13 protein-coding genes are annotated in these 18,050 nt (G+C 62.8%); 6 read left to right on the top strand and 7 right to left on the bottom strand.

What is annotated here, in order from left to right; all coding sequences use genetic code 11:
- Positions 1-64 precede the first annotated feature (64 nt).
- Complete coding sequence (locus tag ABD903_RS03295) at positions 65-796, bottom strand: LytR/AlgR family response regulator transcription factor (RefSeq protein ID WP_345221378.1); 732 nt, start codon at positions 794-796, stop codon at positions 65-67.
- Positions 797-1,075: 279 nt separating this feature from the next.
- Between ABD903_RS03295 and ABD903_RS03290 the strand changes: the two genes are divergently transcribed.
- From ABD903_RS03290 to ABD903_RS03280, 3 genes are all read left to right on the top strand, one after another.
- Entirely contained in the window at positions 1,076-1,588 is a 513-nt protein-coding gene (locus ABD903_RS03290; protein WP_345221376.1) for a carboxypeptidase regulatory-like domain-containing protein, read from the top strand.
- 70 nt (positions 1,589-1,658) lie between these two features.
- Positions 1,659-2,054: a hypothetical protein gene (locus ABD903_RS03285; protein WP_345221374.1), complete on the top strand. Its 396-nt coding sequence runs from the start codon at positions 1,659-1,661 to the stop codon at positions 2,052-2,054.
- Between the two features lie 269 nt (positions 2,055-2,323).
- Entirely contained in the window at positions 2,324-4,093 is a 1,770-nt protein-coding gene (locus ABD903_RS03280; RefSeq protein ID WP_345221372.1) for a T9SS type A sorting domain-containing protein, read from the top strand.
- A 108-nt stretch (positions 4,094-4,201) separates the two neighbouring features.
- On the opposite strand, the gene ABD903_RS03275 is transcribed toward ABD903_RS03280, so the two are convergent.
- On the bottom strand, positions 4,202-5,152 hold the full coding sequence (locus ABD903_RS03275; RefSeq protein ID WP_345221370.1) for an aldo/keto reductase: 951 nt from the start codon (positions 5,150-5,152) through the stop codon (positions 4,202-4,204).
- A 238-nt stretch (positions 5,153-5,390) separates the two neighbouring features.
- Here ABD903_RS03275 and ABD903_RS03270 point away from each other — a divergent pair, with 238 nt between their 5' ends.
- A complete protein-coding gene (locus ABD903_RS03270) occupies positions 5,391-6,995 on the top strand; it encodes an N-acyl-D-amino-acid deacylase family protein (protein ID WP_345221368.1) in 1,605 nt (534 codons plus the stop codon).
- Between the two features lie 58 nt (positions 6,996-7,053).
- Here ABD903_RS03270 and ABD903_RS03265 read toward each other — a convergent pair whose 3' ends face one another.
- A complete protein-coding gene (locus tag ABD903_RS03265) occupies positions 7,054-8,457 on the bottom strand; it encodes an alpha-amylase family glycosyl hydrolase (RefSeq protein WP_345221366.1) in 1,404 nt (467 codons plus the stop codon).
- 85 nt (positions 8,458-8,542) lie between these two features.
- On the opposite strand from ABD903_RS03265, the gene ABD903_RS03260 reads away from it, so the two are divergent.
- Positions 8,543-9,070 (top strand): GNAT family N-acetyltransferase, encoded by a 528-nt coding sequence (locus tag ABD903_RS03260; RefSeq protein ID WP_345221364.1) that lies wholly within the window; start codon positions 8,543-8,545, stop codon positions 9,068-9,070.
- Between the two features lie 18 nt (positions 9,071-9,088).
- Here the strand turns inward: ABD903_RS03260 and ABD903_RS03255 are convergent, their stop codons facing one another.
- From ABD903_RS03255 to ggt, 4 genes are all read right to left on the bottom strand, one after another.
- On the bottom strand, positions 9,089-10,207 hold the full coding sequence (locus ABD903_RS03255; protein ID WP_345221362.1) for an acyltransferase family protein: 1,119 nt from the start codon (positions 10,205-10,207) through the stop codon (positions 9,089-9,091).
- 98 nt (positions 10,208-10,305) lie between these two features.
- Positions 10,306-10,761: a hypothetical protein gene (locus ABD903_RS03250; RefSeq protein WP_345221360.1), complete on the bottom strand. Its 456-nt coding sequence runs from the start codon at positions 10,759-10,761 to the stop codon at positions 10,306-10,308.
- A 105-nt stretch (positions 10,762-10,866) separates the two neighbouring features.
- Entirely contained in the window at positions 10,867-13,902 is a 3,036-nt protein-coding gene (locus ABD903_RS03245; RefSeq protein WP_345221358.1) for a TIM-barrel domain-containing protein, read from the bottom strand.
- Positions 13,903-14,014: 112 nt separating this feature from the next.
- Positions 14,015-15,790, bottom strand: a complete 1,776-nt coding sequence (gene ggt, locus ABD903_RS03240; protein WP_345221356.1) for a gamma-glutamyltransferase — start codon at positions 15,788-15,790, stop codon at positions 14,015-14,017.
- 128 nt (positions 15,791-15,918) lie between these two features.
- Here ggt and ABD903_RS03235 point away from each other — a divergent pair, with 128 nt between their 5' ends.
- Positions 15,919-17,994: an alpha amylase C-terminal domain-containing protein gene (locus tag ABD903_RS03235; protein WP_345221354.1), complete on the top strand. Its 2,076-nt coding sequence runs from the start codon at positions 15,919-15,921 to the stop codon at positions 17,992-17,994.
- Positions 17,995-18,050: the final 56 nt, after the last annotated feature.

Genomic DNA, 18,050 nt, shown 5'->3' with positions numbered 1-18,050 from the left:
CCGACTGGAATGATCCAGTCGGCCCTTGCTTGTTGCGGAGAGTAAGGTTTTACGTGGGCTGGACTTACAACCCACGTAGCTGCTTCATGAAGTCTTCCACGTAGGACTTGCCCACGGGAACTTCGTAGCTGCCCAACTGCAGCATGTTATCTTGTACCGAGTCGATGCGTTGGGTGTTCACGATGTAGGAGCGGTGCACACGCTTAAAGTGCGCGAAGGGCAAACGCTCTTCCAAGGCTTTTAAGGTGATGTACACGATGTGCTTCTGCTTCTCGGTGACCAGCATGGAGTACGTGGACATGGCCTCAATAAACAACACGTCGTTGAAGTCAAGCCGCACCAGCTTGTTGTTCACTTTCACGAACAGATCGGTGCTGTCGGTACCGGCGGTTGCCGTGGTGGCAGCCGACGAAGCGCTTCGGAGTTGCGAGCCAACGCGTTCAGTCGCTTTTAGAAAACGGGCGTACTCCACGGGCTTCACCAGGTAATCGGCTACGTGAAGCTCGAAGGCATCAACGGCAAAGTTGGGGTGGGAGGTAACCAGTACGACTTCCGGGGCAGGCGTGGGCAGTAAGCGCACCAGGTCGAGGCCGCTTAGGTGCGGCATTTCAATGTCCAGGAACAATACGTCAACGGGCGGAGAGGCACTGCGCACCAGGTCGAGGGCGGCGCGGGCATCGGGCAGGGACGCAACCAGTTCCAGGTCTTCGGTGAGTCCAACGTAATGTTCCAGGGTTAGCCGGTTGATTTCATTGTCGTCGACGACGACGCAGCGCAAGGGGGAACGAGTGGACATACGGTGGAGTAGGGTGTGGTAAAGGCAGCAGGAGTAATCATTAGCATGGCTACGCAGCGCTTTCACATGGTGAAAATGAATCTTAGGAAAAATCCAATGCACTGGCAGAATATACGAAAGTATGTTTGAATCGACTTCAGCAGCAAGGTTTTCGACCAGCTGCGGATTTTGCCCGATAAAACGCGCCTGCTTACCAGCAACCAATTTAAACAGGGTTACTGATACACCTTCAGCCCCTGACCTGCCGCTCACTTTACTGCCCACTTCACACCTGCCTTTATGCGTTTCTCATCACTCGTTGCCGCCTTGTTTTTGCACATTGCCTTGATCGGGGCGGCCCAGGCCTCCGATACTCCCGCCACCGGTGCCAATGTACCGGGTGCTAAAGCAGCCGTGAAGCGCCCAACGGCCAAGCCGGCGGCCGCCAAATCTGCCGCCGCAAAAAAGGGAAAGTTTGCCCCGGTGGTAGCGCCCATTAAAACCACGCTGGTGGCCCCCAGCCACGACATACTGAACGAGCATTTCGCCGTGACGGTGAGCGGCAATGTGACCAACGCCGCCGGCGCTCCGTTGCCCGGAGCCACGGTGTGGGTAACCGGCAAAAGCCGCGACGTGCTGGCCGTGACCAATGCCGCCGGGCAGTTCTCCCTCACCTTGCCCTCGAACGCGCCCATTGCCCTTAGCTGCGGTTATGCTGGCTACGAAAACCAGCAAATTTCCCTGCGCCAGCCCAAAGCGCAAACCAGCGTGTCGGTTCGCCTGGATCCTCTACCGCTGGCCAAGCACCGCTAGCCGCCCACACTCCATTGATTTTTCGCCTCAGAACTGCCCCACACCTTAGTCACGCGTAAACTTGCCAACCATGAAACTTGCCGCCTTTCGCTCCTCGCTTCTTGTTGTGTTAATTGGTATTAGCGCAGCCTCCTTTGGCCGCAGCATCGGTACCCCGGCACTTTCTGCCACGGCCAGTGGCATGGCTAACCAAAGCTCGCTTACCCTCACCCTGTACCTCACCGACGCCCTGCACCTGTCGCAAACCCAGGCTTGGGCCGTGCGCGAATGCACCCGCACCGAACTGCAGAATCTGGCCATAAGCTCCGATGAAAATGCGTCGCCCGACGCCCGGTTGCAAGCCGTACAGCAGTATGAGGAATCGATGTCCCGCATTTTAACGCCCAGTCAGTTTAAGGCATTCCAGCGGTTGGAAAGCCGGGCCGCGGTAACCGCCACGGTGTCGCGCGTGTTGGCCGTACGGTAGCCCCGTTGCCAGCCAGAAAACCCGCAAAGCCGGGTGCCTCACGGGGCGCCCGGCTTTGTTTTGTTCGGTACACGCCACCAAACAGGTAGAGCGTTAAGCGTCTGACAACGTTCCCGACATCGTTTGCACAAATTAATATCCTGCCGGGCCGCGCTTTAGGGGCCCGGCAGAGGTAGTATTAACCTGGGGTGAACCTGTGGCCACGCCTTGCAAACGGCTGTAGCTCACCGCAACCCACCCGGTTTTTCTCTGCCGATTCCCTGATGATTATGCGCATTCGTTACTCTTTTGCCCGGCTTCTACGGGCAGTTTCTCCGTCGCGACTGGCCGCCGGGTTCCTTCTGCTGACTGCAGCGACAGGTGCGCCGGCACAAGCCCAGCTCATTTCGTTTCCGGGCGCCGAAGGGGCTGGCAAATACACCTCGGGTGGGCGCGGAACCGCGGCCACACCCACTACGGTATTCGAGGTAACCAATCTCAACGACGACAACCTGCCGGGTAGTTTTCGGTATGCTGTAACCCAGCCGGCCACGCACCGCACGGTGGTGTTCCGGGTGTCGGGCACCATCCGGCTGACCTCCGAGCTGCGCATTACCCGGGCCAACACCACCATTGCGGGCCAAACTGCGCCCGGCGACGGTATTTGCCTGGCCGATTACCCCGTGAGCGTGAGTGCCGATAACGTCATCATCCGGTTTATTCGCTTCCGCCTCGGCGACAAAAACCAGAACCTGGGCAGGGTGGACGGCAGCGGCAACGGCGACGCCTTTGGGGCACTGGGCCGCCGCAAGCTCATGATCGACCACTGCACCATGAGCTGGTCGTCGGACGAAGCCTGCACCGTGTACCGCGGCGACAGCACCACCCTGCAGTGGAACCTCATCAGCGAGCCGCTCGACTACTCCTACCACTTTGAGGCCGGCGACACCGACTACCAGCGCCACGCCTACGGCGGCATTTGGGGCGGGCGGGCCGCGTCCATGCACCACAATCTGCTGGCCCACATGCGCGGCCGCATGCCCCGCTTCGACGGCAGCCGCAACCTGGCGCCCTACACGGCGGGCCAGGAAAACGTGGACTTCCGCAACAACGTGATTTACAACTGGGCCTCTTACAACGTGAACGGGGGCGAAGGCGGCAACTACAATGTGGTAAACAACTACTACAAGTACGGCCCCAGCACCCCCACCGGTACGTCGGGTGGCGTATCCATTCGCACGGAGGTGTTAAACCCGTACAAGCAAACATCTGCGCCGGTGCTGCCCTACGGCAGGTTTTACCTCGCCGGCAACTACGTGGATAGCTCCCCCGCGGTAACGGCCCGCAACTGGCTGGGCGTGGTGATGAGCGGTGGCACCCGTGCCGATACGGTCCTGGCGAAAGCAGCGGTGCCGTTTGCCATGGCAGCGCCTCCGCCGCAAACCGCCCTCGATGCTTACGAGGCCGTGCTGCGGAATGCCGGTGTGGTGCTGCCCGTGCGCGACGCCCTGGATCAACGCATTGTAAACGACGTGCGCAACCGCACCGGTCGCCTCATCGACGTGCAAGGCGGATTTCCGCACGGTACGCCGTACAGTACCTCGCAGGTGGCCTGGCCGGTGCTGAACTCCTTGCCCGCACCCGCTGACGCTGACCGTGACGGGATGCCCGACGCCTGGGAGCTGGCCAACGGCCTGAACCCCAACAGCGACGCCGACCGCGGCCTGCGCGCCAGCAACGGCTACACCAACCTCGAAAACTACCTGAACGGCATTGTGGCCGTGGTTATGTCTTCTACCTCGGAAGCTAAAACCAACCTGGCGGTCCTGCAGGTGTACCCCAACCCGGGGCGTGAGCAGTTTACCGTGGCGCACCCCGCCGCCGACCGCCACGCCAGCATCACCCTGTACACGTTTGATGGCCGCAAAGCCGCTTCGTTCACGGCCCGCCCCGGCACCCAGGAAACGCGCCTTAACGTAAGCCGGCTAGCCAGCGGCAACTACCTGCTGCTGTACACCGACGCCACCCAGCGCCTTACCTTCAAACTAGTGAAGGAATAACAGCTTAAGCACCGCCGGCTGCACTCAAATTACAACCGAAGCGCCCCGCAACTGGTAGTTAGCCAGCTGCGGGGCGCTTCGGTTTAAGGTTGTTGCCCGAGGGCAGGTTTAGGTGCTGGCTTGGTTAAGCTGCTCCACGTCGGAGGGGGGCAAGTGCAGCTGCAGGGCCGGCAGCAGCTCCTGCAGCTGCCCGACGCTGGTGGCGCTGGCAATAGGCGCCGTGAGGCCGGGCTGGGCCATAATCCAGGCCAGGGCTACCTGGGCGGGCGTGACGTTGTGGGTTGCGGCCACCGCATCGAGAGCCTGCAGAATGCGCAGGCCTTTTTCGTTCAGGTATTTCTGGCCCACACCGCCGCCGCGGGCGCTTTTTTGCAAGTCGGCAGCGGAGCGGTACTTGCCCGTGAGGAAGCCGGCCGCCAAGCCGTAGTAGGGAATTACGCCCAGGCCGTACTGCTGCACCACGGGCAGAAGCTGTTGTTCGAAGTCGGCGCGGTCGTAGAGGTTGTAGAGCGGCTGCAGGGTTTCGTAGCGCGGCAGTCCGTGTTGCTCGCTGGCCTGCAGGGCCTGGGTGAGGCGCTCGGCCGAAAAGTTGGATGCCCCGATGGCGCGTACTTTGCCATCTTTAATGAGTTGGGCGTAGGCTTCCAGCGGCTCCTGTACCGAAACGGTGGGGTCGTCTTTGTGCGACTGGTAGAGGTCGATGTAATCGGTTTGCAGGCGTTTCAGCGAGCCTTCCACGGTGCGCAGAATGTAGTCTTTGGAAAGGCCTTTCTGGGTAGGCGTAATTTCCCAGCCGACTTTGGTAGCAATAATGACATCATCGCGGCGGCCGCGCTTTTTCAGCCACTTGCCGATGATGGTTTCCGACTCGCCGCCCTGGTGGCCCGGCACCCACACAGAGTAGCCGTCGGCGGTATCGATGGCGTTGCCGCCGCCCGCCACAAACGCGTCGAGCACCTGAAAGGACGTGGCTTCGTCGGCGGTCCAGCCGAACACGTTAGCGCCCAGCACGAGCGGGGCAATGTGCAGGCCGGAGCGGCCCAGTTCTCGGTGTTGCATGAGAGAAAGAGTAGGGTAGAAGGAGTTACAGAAGCGGCACAAACCGGGTTTTGGCCTCGCGGCGCAAGCGTTTGCCCGAACTGTGTTAAACCTGATACGAGTGGTTGCAACAAGCAAATCAGGTTCGGGTTTTTCGGGTTGGGTTTCGGCTGACTTTCAAGGTGCCAAACCCGCCGGGAAAAGTAGCGGTGCGGCAACCTGCGGCGCAAGTGCGGGCCGCTGCCTATCTTCCGTTGGTATGGCTTCTGGCATTGTAACGCGCGGTTTTCTTTTGCTGCTGTTCTGGGCGCTGGCGCACGTCGTAGTGGCCCAAGGGCAAGGGCCGCGCGCAACGGTGCTCATCCGCAACGGCCGCGTGCTCGACGGCACCGGTAACTCCTGGTTTCACGGCGACGTAGCCGTGGCCGGCGGCCGCATTGTGGCCGTGGGCCGCCTGCCCGCCAACTACCCCGCCGACACCGTGCTCGATGCCCGCGGCCTGGTGGTGGCCCCCGGCTTCATCGACGTGCACACCCACATCGAAGACGACGAAGTGCGGCAACCCACCGCCGACAATTTCCTGTACGACGGCGTAACCACCGTGATTACCGGCAACTGCGGCTCCTCCCGGCTCGATTTGCGGCGCTACTTCGCCACCCTCGACAGCCTGCGGTTATCGGTTAACGCCGCCTCGCTCATTGGCCACGGCGACGTGCGCAAGGCCGTGTTGGGCCGCGCCAACCGCGCCCCCACCGAAGCCGAGCTGCAGCGCATGGAAACCTTGGTGGCCGAGGCCATGCAGGCCGGGGCCGTGGGCCTGTCTACGGGCCTGATTTACATTCCCGGTACCTACACCCGCACGCCCGAGCTGGTGCGCCTGGCCCGCGTGGCCGCCCGCTACCACGGCCTCTACGCCACCCACATGCGCAGCGAAAGCGACAGTGTGGCGCAGGCCATCCAGGAGGCCCTGCAAATCGGTCGGGAAGCCGGTTTGCCGGTGGAAATTTCGCACCTCAAGTTGGGCGGGCCGCGCAACTGGGGCCGCACGTCGGAAATTCTGGGCCTGATAACCGATGCCCGTCGCAGCGGCCAAGAAGTAACCATCGACCAATACCCTTACACCGCCAGCTCCACCTCGCTAACCACCCTGCTGCCCGACGACGTGCAGGCCGACGGCCGCGACTCCCTGCGTGCCCGTTTGCGCCGCCCCGGCGTGCGCACGACCGTGGAAGCCAGCCTGGTGCGGCGGCTGCGGGCCCGCAAGCAGAAGCATTTTGCCTATGCCGTGGTGGCCAACTTCCCGCCCGAGCCCGCCTATAACGGCTTGAGCATCGAGCAAATTAACCAGCGCATGGGCCGCCGCCATTCTGCCCGCGCCGAGGCCACCACCATCGTGGACTTAGCCTTGCAGTACGACGCGGGCATGGTGTTTCACGGCATGAGCGAAGCCGACGTGCAGCAAATCATGCGCTACCCCTTTAACATGGTGGCCTCCGATGCCAGCATTCGGGTATGGCAGCAAGGTGTGCCGCACCCGCGCGGATACGGCTCCAACGCCCGCGTGCTGGGCCGCTACGTGCGCGAATTGCAAGTGCTGAGCCTGGAGGAAGCCGTGCGCCGCATGACGTCCCTGCCCGCGCAAACCTTTGGCCTGCTCGACCGCGGCCTGCTGCGCCCCGGCATGGCCGCCGACATTGTGGTGTTCGACCCGGCCACGGTGCAGGACCGTTCCACCTACGCGCAACCGCACCAGTACAGCACCGGTATGCACTACGTGTTGGTAAATGGTCGCCTCACGGTGCGCAACGGGCAGCACACCGGCGCCCGCAATGGCCAAGTACTCTACGGCCCGGGCCGGCAATAACCGGCTGCGGTAGTCGAAATAAGGCAGCGCAGCCTTCAGAAACGCGCTTGAAAAACAGCTATTGAACCGGCTCTGAGGGTTTCTCCAGTACCCGGTAGCCGTGCGCGTCCACGGGCAAGGAGGCGCCCGGCGCAAGCATGTAGGGCTGGTTGGCAAACACATCGTGGTAGGCGCCGCGCCAGGCTTGGGGTATGGCTATATCCAGCGGCTCCGGGCCCATGTTCACGGCTACCAGCACCTGGTTGGCACCGCTGCGCCGCACAAAAGCGTAGGCCGAGGCGGGCGTGGGCAGGCGCGTGAACTCGGCGCAGGCGTCGCCGTTGGCCAGGGCGGGGTTGCGCTTTTTGAGTTGCAGCAGGGTGGTATAGAAGCTTTGCAGCGGGTACCCGTTCCAGGGAATGGGGTCTTTGTCGAAGAACTTGAGGCGTTTGTTGAGAGCGGCTTCCTGACCGCTGTACACCATGGGAATGCCCGGCAGCAGGGCCGCCAGCACCGCTTGCGGCAGCACGTTGGCCCCAAGGCGTTCGTACTCGGTGCCGCTCCAGCTGTTAATGTCGTGGCTGGAGGTGAAATTCATCAGGTACACCCCGGCGGGGTACTTGGCGCGTTCGGCTTGCAGGTAACCGTCGAGGGCGGCTACGGGCTGCTGGCCGCGGGCAATGCTGTCGAGCAGGTACCGCAGGCGCAGGGCGTAGGTGGCATCGAAGGCTTTTTCGAGCAGGCGGCTGTTGGGGTTGAACTCGCCGGGCTGCAGAAAGGGTGGGTCGTGCAGCTCGTCCCATTCCGCCAGCAGAAACACGGGTTTGATTTTCTCCAGCTCCCGGCGCGTGTCGTTCCAAAAATCGGTGGGCACCAGGCCGGCTACGTCGGCGCGGAAACCGTCTACACCGGCTTCCCGCACCCAGTAGGCCATGCTTTCGGTCATGTAGCGGCGCAGTTCGGGCTTGGAGAAATCGAGGTCGATGACGTCCTGCCAATCGGCCACTGGCGGCACAAATTGGCCTTGCGCGTTGCGGGTAAACCACTCGGGGTGCTCCTGCACCAGCTTACTGTCCCAACTGGTATGGTTGGCCACCCAGTCCAGAATCACGTGCATGCCGTGGGAGTGGGCAGCGTCTACCAGGTGGCGTAAATCGTCCATGGAGCCCATTTCGGGATTTACGGCCCGGTAATCCTGCACGGAATAGTAGCTGCCGAGCGTGCCCTTGCGCTTTTCTTGGCCGATGGGGTGCACCGGCATCAGCCACAAAATGCCCACACCCATGCTGTCGAGGCGGGGCAGGTGCCGCTCAAATGCCCGAAAGGTGCCTTCGGGCGTGTACTGCCGAATGTTCACCTCGTAAATGCTGGCTTGTTTTGCCCACTCAGGGTGCCTAATGGTGAAGGCCGGCGGTGGCGCCGGGCAAGCCGGTGGGCTTGTGCGCGACTGGCAAGCCGCCAGTGTTAGCAACAGTCCGGTCATCAGAAAAGCGTTTCGCCGATACATGCCGAAACTTACGGCTATTCCCCAGAAAGCTGCGTATGCAGGAGCCCCCAGTACCACCCCAATGCTTGCCCAACTTATTCAAACCCCACGGCTGCGCTTGGTTGCGGCAACGCCACCCTCTTTGCAGGCCGAACTAGCCGTTCCGTGCGCGTTAAGCGCTTACCTGAACGCCGACCTGCCCGACGATTGGCCCTTGGGTGACTACGACCTGGACTCGGCCCGGTATTTTTTGGAAAAGCTGGAAACCGGCGGTTCAGAAGCCGCTGGCTGGTACGGCTGGTACGCCCTGCACGGGTCCACGCCGCCCAAACTAGTGGGTTGCGGCGGCTATTGCGGCCCGCCCGATGCCAGCGGCACCGTAGAGATTGGCTACTCCATAGCCAAGCAGTGGCAAGGGCAGGGGTTTGCCACCGAGTTTGTGCGGGCGCTGCTGGCCCGCGTGGCCTGGCACCCCAGCGTGCGGCGCATTGTGGCCCACACCCATCCCGACAATACCACCTCCATGGCGGTGCTCCGGCGTACCGGTTTCCGGCAAACACTCCCCACCGACCACGAAGCCGAGTGCTGGTTTGAGTACCCGCTGAACTGAACACATTCGCGCAGGCAGTTACGGCGCGGCAGGAGCACGAAGCCTCCGCTGCAGCGGCTGTTCCAGGCCGTAGTACAACCCCACGGCCAGTACATTCAGCGCCACAAATTGGCCCAGTTGATGGCTGGTTAGGCGGTTTTGCACCGTTTCCTGCGCGAAGCCCAAATGCACCAGGTAAAACGCGTAAGAGCTTTTGCCCAGCACTTGCATGGGAGCGGTGCGCAGGAAACGCCGAAACCCGGTTTCCTCGGTTAGCAAACCCGCAAATCCAACCGCCAGGGCACCGGGCAACACCACGTTATTGAGCACGATACCCAACGGGTGGTGCTGGCCGTAACTGTACGGTGCGCCCTGCAGCGCAACCAAACCAGCCACTACGGCCGCTGCCCCCAACGCTCCGGCCGCCGTATACGTGAGCCGCATAGCCGGCACCCGAAGCTGACCGTTGCGGTACCAGAGGGCCAGCTGTATACCGACAAAAAACTCGGTTGACCGCCCGAAAAACGTGTACAGCAGCATAAAAGGCGTATTGCCGAACAGGCCGTGGTAACGTAGCGGGCCCAGCACAAGCACCAGGGCCAATCCCGCGCCCAGCAGCAGCACCGGCAGCAGCCACAGTGCCCGGCGCTGGCGCTGAACCACGGCAAATACGAGCGGCGCCAGCAGGTAGAAACATTCTTCCACGGTCAACGTCCAGCCCTGCCGGATGCCGGTAAACTTGTATTCATCGAAAAAACCGCGCAGAAACGTCACGTTGTACCACCACACGCTTAAATCGAATCGGTGCTGGGCGCGGTAGAGGGCGGCAAAGCTGAGGCAAGTGAGCAGGAAGTACAACGGGTAAATGCGGGCGGCGCGGTTGCGCAGGTAGCGTCCCCACCACCGGCCCGCTGGCTGCTGCGTGCCGTAGTAGCGCAGGGTAATGAGAAACCCGCTCAGCACGAAAAACACCGGCACGCCCACGTGCAGCTCCACCGCCACCCGGTGCAGCAAGCGCACGAGGCCGTGGCCGCTATCGGGCGGGAAGGGGTTGAAATGGTGCAGGTACACGAGGTACGCCGCCACTGCCCGAATGCCGGTTAAGGCCGGCAGGTACGTGGGTGCGGTGAGCAGCCTTGGCGCAGGAGCAGAAACCATGAACGAAGCTGCAAACGAAAGTAGAAAGGTAAGCGGCCCCAGCCACCCGCCCGGGGTTCCGCCAAGGTAAACGCGTTAAATCCGGCAGCGAAGGAAGATTAGCGAAAGTCCCGCAAACGCTTTTTACTGAGCTCGTAACTGATGATGGCCGGCACGTAAAACGTCACATCGGCCAGTAATTTGGCCAAGAGGATACCCAGCGAGAAGTTGCCCAGCCACAGCGGCAGGTAATACATCAGCGCCGGGCGCACCAGGAAGCTGTCGGCCAGCTCGGCTACGCCAAACTCCACGAACAAAGCCCGCAGGTTTTGCCCGAACGTGCGCCAGGTGTAGTCCTGCCCGCGCGCCTGCCGCACCCGCCGGGCCAGCAGCGCATCGGCCAGTAGCAAGTACCCGAAGTACAATACATTCCCGGCCCAGGTGCCGGTCAGTGCCGCCGTTACGCGGCTACCACTGAGCTGCAGGGCCAGGGCCGCGCCGGCCATGGTTGCGAGCAACGACAGGATTTCGGCCGTAAGGTAGCGGCGCAGCCACTCGCGCACTTTTTGCTTCATAACGAGCAGCCAAACGAAGCAGGTGTAAAGTAGGTTAAACGGTGCGTCCCGCTGTTAGGGCGCAAAGCCAAAACAACGGGACGCACAAAATGCCTTTGTAACTAGTTACCGCAGCAGCACCAGCCGTTGCCGTTGCCCGGCTAGCTCGGCCCAGTACACGCCGCCCGGTACAGCCTGGCCTTGCTCGTTGGTGGCATTCCAAGTAAGCGTGTGTGGGCCTACGGCGGTAGCAGGAGCAATAGTACGCACCAGCTGCCCCCGGCTGTCTACAATGCGCAACGGGCCGAGTTGCCCAGCTTGGTGCAAGGTGTAGCGCAGCTCCACGCGCTTATCGAACGTGCGGTTGTCAGGGGCCTCCAGCGTCAGAATTTCGGGCTCGGTGTGCGCAGCGGGCGCGGTGTTCAGCTGCAAATTGGGCAAGGAGAGAGTTACCGGCTGCTCTGCTACGGTAAAGTGCAGGCGCAGGTGCTGGGTGGCCGCCTCGTATTGCCATGCCGAGGCCTCTAACGGGGCATTGTTAAGCAGCACTGAGGCCGGTGCCGCGGCCACGCGTGGAATGCGTAGTTCCACGGTGCGGCGGGCGGGGACGCCAGGGTAGCCCTTGCCGTGCACGGCTACGCGCAATTCGGTGCGCTCGGCATTCGCGCTGCCCTCAAAGGAAATGAGCTGGAAGGCCTTCGTTTGGTCTACCTGGGCAGAGCGGCCATCGTCGTCGTAGAGTTGGAAGCTCGATTGAGGCGCGCTGAAATCGGCGTAGTAGCGCACGCGCAGGGTGTCGAGGCGGTATTGTGCGGTGCTGGAAACGTAGCGCGTCATTGGGAGAATAGCACCGGCACGCACCAGCAGCGGCAGGCGTTCCAGAGGCGCGGGGCGGCCTACGGTGCGGCCGCCGGGCAGGGTTTCGTGAGTGTAGAAGTCAATCCAGTTGCCAGTGGGCAGCACCACGTTACGCCGCCGCTGGCCGGGCTGCAACACGGGCGCTACCAGCAGGCTGGAGCCCAGGAAAAACTGGTCGTTAACGTTGTTTAGAGGCGCGTTGCTGGCCTTTAGTTTCTGTTGTGCGCTGACCTGACGTGGATCATTTCTCCAAGGCTCGTAATCGGTGTTGCTCCAATTCCAGGTGGGGTGAAATTCGCCGCTAAACGAACTGTTTTCACGTTCTTCCTTGGTCATTACGGCGGGCTCCGCGGCCTCGGGCAGCAGATAGGTGTCGCCGTAGTTCATGGGCCGGGTGAGCGGCGTGCCGGTTTGGTTGTTTTCCCAGGCCAGGGAGTAGAGGTAGGGCAGCAGCTGGTAGCGCAGGTGGGTGTAGTCGCGCACCACGCGCTGGTATTTCTCGGGGTACCAGTACGGCTCGGGCGGCACACCTTCGCCGTGGGGGCGCAGAATGGGGCCGAGAGACGCCATTTGCAGCCAGCGGGTGTACAATTCCGCATCCACGGGCCCCACGCAGAAACCGCCGGCATCGGAGTGCATGTAGCCCACGCCACCCAAACCCATGCTCAGCATAATGGGCACCTGCGCCTGGTAACCCGACCACGACCGGTTCACGTCGCCCGACCACGGGAACACCGAATTGCGCTGCATGCCGGCCCAGCCCGAGCGGGCGAGGTTAAACAGGCGCTCCTGCGGGTACTGCCTCGCGTAATTCTCGCTGAGGATGGTAGACCAGGCCTGGCCGTACGCGTTGTGAATGCGCCGGGTGGGGCCCAGGTCGTAGACCATGTCAGCGGGTTGGTTTTCCGGTTCGCCCAGGTCGCTCCACCAGCCGCCCACGCCGTCCTGCTTCAGCCGGTCGTACTGCTGCCACATCCACTGGCGGGCTTTCGGCCGAAACATATCGACCAGCGTGGCCGGCCCGGCCCAAAACGATTCCACGGTATAGGGCTTGCCATTCAGGCCCCGGCCCACGTAGCCCTGGGTGCGCACCAGCGAGTCGTTGCGCGAGGTGCGCATCACGTAGGGCTCCGATATGAGAATGGTTTTTACGCCGGCCGAATCCAGGCGGCGCATCATGCGTTTAGGGTCGGGGAAGTTCTGGGGTACCCAGCGGAAGTCGCCCTGCTGCTTGATGCCGCCAAACCAGTAGAGGTCGAGCACCAAGGCATCGAGCGGGAAGCCGGCGCGGCGCATGCGGCCGGCCACCTGGTACATTTCCTGCTCGGTTTTGTAGCCGAAGCGGCTTTGGATCAGGCCCATGCCCCAACGCGGCGGCAACGGCTGCCGGCCGGTGAGGACGGTATACCGGTTCAGGATTTCGGCGTAAGAATCACCGGCAATAATGAAGTAGGCGAGGTTGTTCAGGCCTTCGCCGCGGTATTCAAGGGTGTTTTTGTCGGTAGCGCCGAGGTCGAGGGTTCCGGCCGTGTGGTGGTCGAAAAACAGCATGTAGCCGCGGCTGCTCACTACGGTGGGCAAGGTCACGTTCAGCGTAGACTCGCCGTTTTGGTAGCTGTAATGGGCTTCGTTGTAGAGCGTGAGCTTGCGGCCGCGCCGGTCCAGAGGCAGGGCGCGGGAGCCGGTGCCATAAAGGCGTTCATCGGGACTCAGGCGAAAGGATACGCCGGTGCCGCTGGGTGTGGTGCTGCTGGTTGCCACTTGCTGAAACGGTCCCGTAGCCTCCGAAACCAAGGCTTCGCCGTCGCGCTGGTAGCTGATGCGCAGCGGTTTTTTCTGGATGACAATTTCGCCCGGACAGCCAATACTCCAGGTGAAATGCGAGCTGGACTCTGAAATGCCTGCGCAGTAAAAAGTGGAGTTATTCGTCCGGCGGTTGATAGCGGCTGTTTTCTGGCCGGTGCAGCCGATGCTGCAGCTATTGGGAAAAGCACGGGAGGGAGCCTGCACCACACTCACCGACGAATCGGGCCGCACGGGTTGACCGGGCGGAAAATACTCCACCTTCACCACGCTTTCAGCCCAAGGCCGCACGCGCAAGGTGGCGCCGTTGGTGCTTTTAATCGTCAGGATGTTGTTCTGATACGAGTGACTCTGGTAGTTGCCGGCCGTAGCACGTACCGGCGCCACGGGGCGCGTGAACGGGTCCTGCGCCGGTGGCCGGTCACCTTCGCGCTGGGCCAGGGCCGGAAGAGCGGTAAAGAACATCCAGACAAGCGGCAGCTGGCGAAAGCGGAAAGGCATAGCGGGAAAGCAGATGGCGCGCGGGCGCGACGAATCAGGATTGGTTTAGCTTGTGTCAGACCCCGGCTAAACAGGCACGGAAACGCTGAGCAAGCTAAATAAACAACGCAACTTAATACCCCGCTGCCGTATCGTCGCCGCGCGGGTCGGCGCCGCCCTCCAGCTGGCCGTTCGGGCGGCGCTCAATCAGGTCGATGCGGCCCCAGGGGCTGCGCGGGTTCAGGCGGTGGCCGCGGCGTTGTAGCTCGGTTTCGGCGGCGGGCGTGAGGGCGCCGGCTTCCACGTCGATGTGGTCGGGCAGCCACTGGTGGTGCAGGCGCGGCGCGGCCACGGCCTGCTGGGGGCTGAGGCTGTAATCGAGCACGTTCAGCACGGCTTGCAGCACCGAGGTAATGATGGTGCTGCCGCCCGGCGTACCCACCACCAGCCGCAGCTGGCCTTTTTCGGTCATGATGGTCGGCGTCATCGACGAGAGCATGCGCTTGCCGGGCCGGATGGCGTTGGCCGTGCCGCCAATCACGCCGTACATGTTCGGCACGCCGGCTTTGGCGCTGAAATCATCCATTTCGTTGTTCAGCAGAAAGCCCGCGCCGGCTACCACCACTTTGCTGCCGTAAGAACCGTTGAGCGTGGTGGTGCAGCTCACGGCATTGCCCTGCGCATCCACAATGCTGTAGTGCGTCGTCTGGTCCGATTCGTAGCCGGGCAACCCGGCGCCGGCCTGCATCTGCGCCGAGGGTGTGGCCATGCCGGCGGGCGTTACGCCCTGCATGCGCTGCTTCAGGTAAGCCGCATCGAGCAGCTCGTTTACCGGCACGCGCCCAAAATCCGGGTCGCCGAGGTAGGTGGCGCGGTCGGCGTACACGCGCCGCTGGGCTTCGGTAATCAGGTGCACCGCTTCGGCCGAATGCCAGCCGAGTTTGCGCAAATCGTAGGGCTCCAGCATCTGCAGCAGTTGCAGCAGCGCCACGCCGCCGGACGAGGGCGGGGGCATGCCAATGATTTCGTACTGGCGGTAGCGGCCGCGCAGGGGCGTGCGCCACTTAGGCTGATAGGCATCGAGGTCCTGCTGCGTGATGAGGCCGTGGCCGCGCCGCATTTCGGCCAGCAGCAACTCGGCAGTGCGGCCTTGGTAGAAGCCCACGCGGCCTTGCTTCTGAATCAAATCCAGGGTACGAGCCAAGGGCAGATTGCGGAGTACGTCGCCGGCTTGCCAGGGCCGCCACGCTGTGCCGGCGCCTAGGTCGTCGCTATGGCCATCGGGGCGCAGGTACACGGTGCCATCGGGGTTCAGCCGCTTGAAAGCTTCGCGCTGGCCGTTCAGGCCCTCCGCCTCTTTGGCCGTAAGCCGCAGCTCGAAAGCCAGGTTCCGGGCGGGCTCTACCAGTTCCTGCCACGGCAGCTTCCCCAGCTTCTGGTGCAGCTCCCACATGCCCGCCACCGAGCCTGGCACACCCACGGCCCGGTGCCCGGTGGTGCTGAGGTTGGGCACCACGTTGCCCTGCGCATCGAGGTACATATCCCGCGAGGCCGCCGCCGGGGCCGTTTCGCGGAAATCGAGGGCGCCCACGCTGCCATCAGCTCCCCGATACACCACAAAGCCGCCGCCGCCAATGTTTCCTGCCACCGGCAGGCACACGGCCAGTGCAAACTGCACGGCCACGGTGGCATCGTAGGCATTACCGCCCCGGCGCAATACGTCCAGCCCGATGCGCGTAGCCTCGGGGTGGGCGCTAACTACCATGGCGTGGGCCGCGGCAACGGGCGCCGCGGTAATCGGGGGCGTGGCCGCCGTATTGGTTTTCGAGCTGCTGTGCGGCTGATTGGCCGGTGAAGCACACGCCAGGAACGCAGCCAGACCGATGCAAATGAAGCGGGAAGAGTACATTGGGACGAGCATCAGCCACCAAGATACGCAGCCCGGGCCGCCGCGAAACCCCCACGCTCTGTTCGGCCGTGCCGCTGCTACCTCGCCCAAGCTGTTAGCTTTGCCCGAACCCAACTGCCCCTACACCGATGGAAACCGTTGCCTCCGCCACTGCTTCGCCAGCTGCTTCCGCTTTGTTGCCGCTGGTGCAGCAAGACCCCTGGTTAGCCCCCTACGCCGACGTTCTTCAGCGCCGCCTCGACCGTTTGCACCAGCGCCTGCGGGAAATTGAGGCCGAATGCGGCTCGCTCACGCGCTACGCCTGCCGCCACCAGCAGCTCGGCCTGCACTACGATGCCCGCCGCCGCGGCTACTGGTTCCGGGAGTGGGCCCCCGCCGCCCAAGCCCTGTTCCTGACCGGCGACTTTAACCAGTGGGACCGAAGCTACACCCCGCTCACCCGCCGGCCCGACGGCGTGTGGGAAGTGTTTTTGGCCGAAAAAACTTTCCCCAATCTCGTGCACGGCTCGCGCTACAAAGTGCACGTGCACGCCGCCAACGGCCACCGCGACCGGCTGCCCGCCACCGTGCGCCGCACCGTGCAGGACGAATACACCAAGGACTTCGCCGCCCAGGTGTGGCGTCCCGAAGCAGCCTTTTCCTGGACCGATCAGCAGTTTCGGGTAAACAACTTCGTGAAGGAGCCGCTCATTTACGAGGCCCACGTGGGCATGGCGCTGGAAGAAGGGCGCGTGGGCTCCTGGCGGGAGTTTGCCGACCTCGTTCTGCCCCGCATTCAGCAAGAAGGCTACAACGTAGTGCAGCTGATGGCCGTGGCCGAGCACCCGTACTACGGCTCGTTTGGGTACCACGTAGCCAATTTCTTCGCGCCCTCGGCCCGCTTTGGTACGCCCGAAGACCTGAAATACTTGGTGAACGAAGCGCACCGCCGCGGCCTAGCCGTGGTAATGGACGTAGTGCACTCCCACAGCGTGAAAAACGAAGCGGAAGGCCTCGGCAACTACGACGGCTCTGGCGCCCTGTACTTCCACCCCGGCCCGCGTGGGCAGCACCCCGGTTGGGATTCGCTGCTCTTTGATTACGGCCGGCCCGAGGTGCAACAGTTTCTGCTCAGCAACCTGCGCTACTGGCTCGAAGAGTTTCACTTCGACGGCTTCCGCTTCGATGGCGTTACGTCCATGCTCTACCACCACCACGGCGAAGGTGTGGGCTTCGGCGCGTACGACCAATACTTTGGGCCTGAGGTGGACGACGATGCGGTGCTGTACCTGCAGCTGGCCACTTCACTGGTGCGCGACATCAAGAAATCGGCCTTGCTTATTGCCGAGGACATGAGCGGCATGCCCGGTTTGGCCCGGCCCGTGGCCGAGGGCGGCCTGGGGTTTGGCTACCGCCTCGCCATGGGCTTGCCCGATTACTGGATTCGGCAGCTCAAGCACCAGCGCGACGAAGACTGGAGCCTCGGCGGCCTGTGGCACGAGCTGACCAACCGCCGCGCCGGTGAGAAAACCGTGGCCTACTGCGAGTCGCACGACCAAGCTCTGGTAGGCGACAAAACCCTGGCCCACTGGCTACTCGATGCCCGCATTTACTCCGGCATGCAACGCACCGCCACACCCGACCTCGAAACCGGACGTGCCATAGCTCTGCACAAGCTCATTCGGCTGGTTACGCTGGGCGCGGGCGGCGAGGCTTACATGAACTTTATTGGCAATGAGTTTGGTCACCCCGAATGGGTGGACTTCCCCCGCGAAGGCAACCAGTGGAGCCACCACTACGCCCGCCGGCAATGGAGCCTGGCCGATAACCCCGACCTCTACTTTCACGCCTGGTTGCAATTTGACCAAGCCATGATTGGTCTGGAGCGCCGTGCGCACTTCCTGAACGCCGGCCCGGCCCGCCTGCTCCACCTCGACGACGACAACAAAGTGCTCTGCTTTGAGCGCGGCGGCCTCATCTTCGCCTTCAACTTTCACCCCGAACGCAGCCTGCCCGACTACCGGTTCTTCGCTGGCACGGCCGGGGTCTACACGCCGGTGCTCAATTCCGACAGTGCTGCCTTCGGCGGCTTCGACCGCATTGGTACCAGCATTCAACACTTTACGCAGCCCGACGAGCACGGTACCCCGTTCCTGAGCTTGTACCTGCCCAGCCGCACGGCCCAAGTGCTGGACCTCACGCCCTCCAAACGCAAAGGCGGCTAACCAAGCGGGAGAAGCGGACGTCAGCAACGATTCCGTTCAACGACGCGGGGCCGGCA

Origin of the sequence: Hymenobacter koreensis (assembly GCF_039541855.1) — a bacterium.
GTDB lineage: Bacteria > Bacteroidota > Bacteroidia > Cytophagales > Hymenobacteraceae > Solirubrum > Solirubrum koreensis.
The sequence above is the reverse complement of the archived record's forward strand: the minus strand, read 5'-3'. Positions and strand labels throughout refer to the sequence as shown.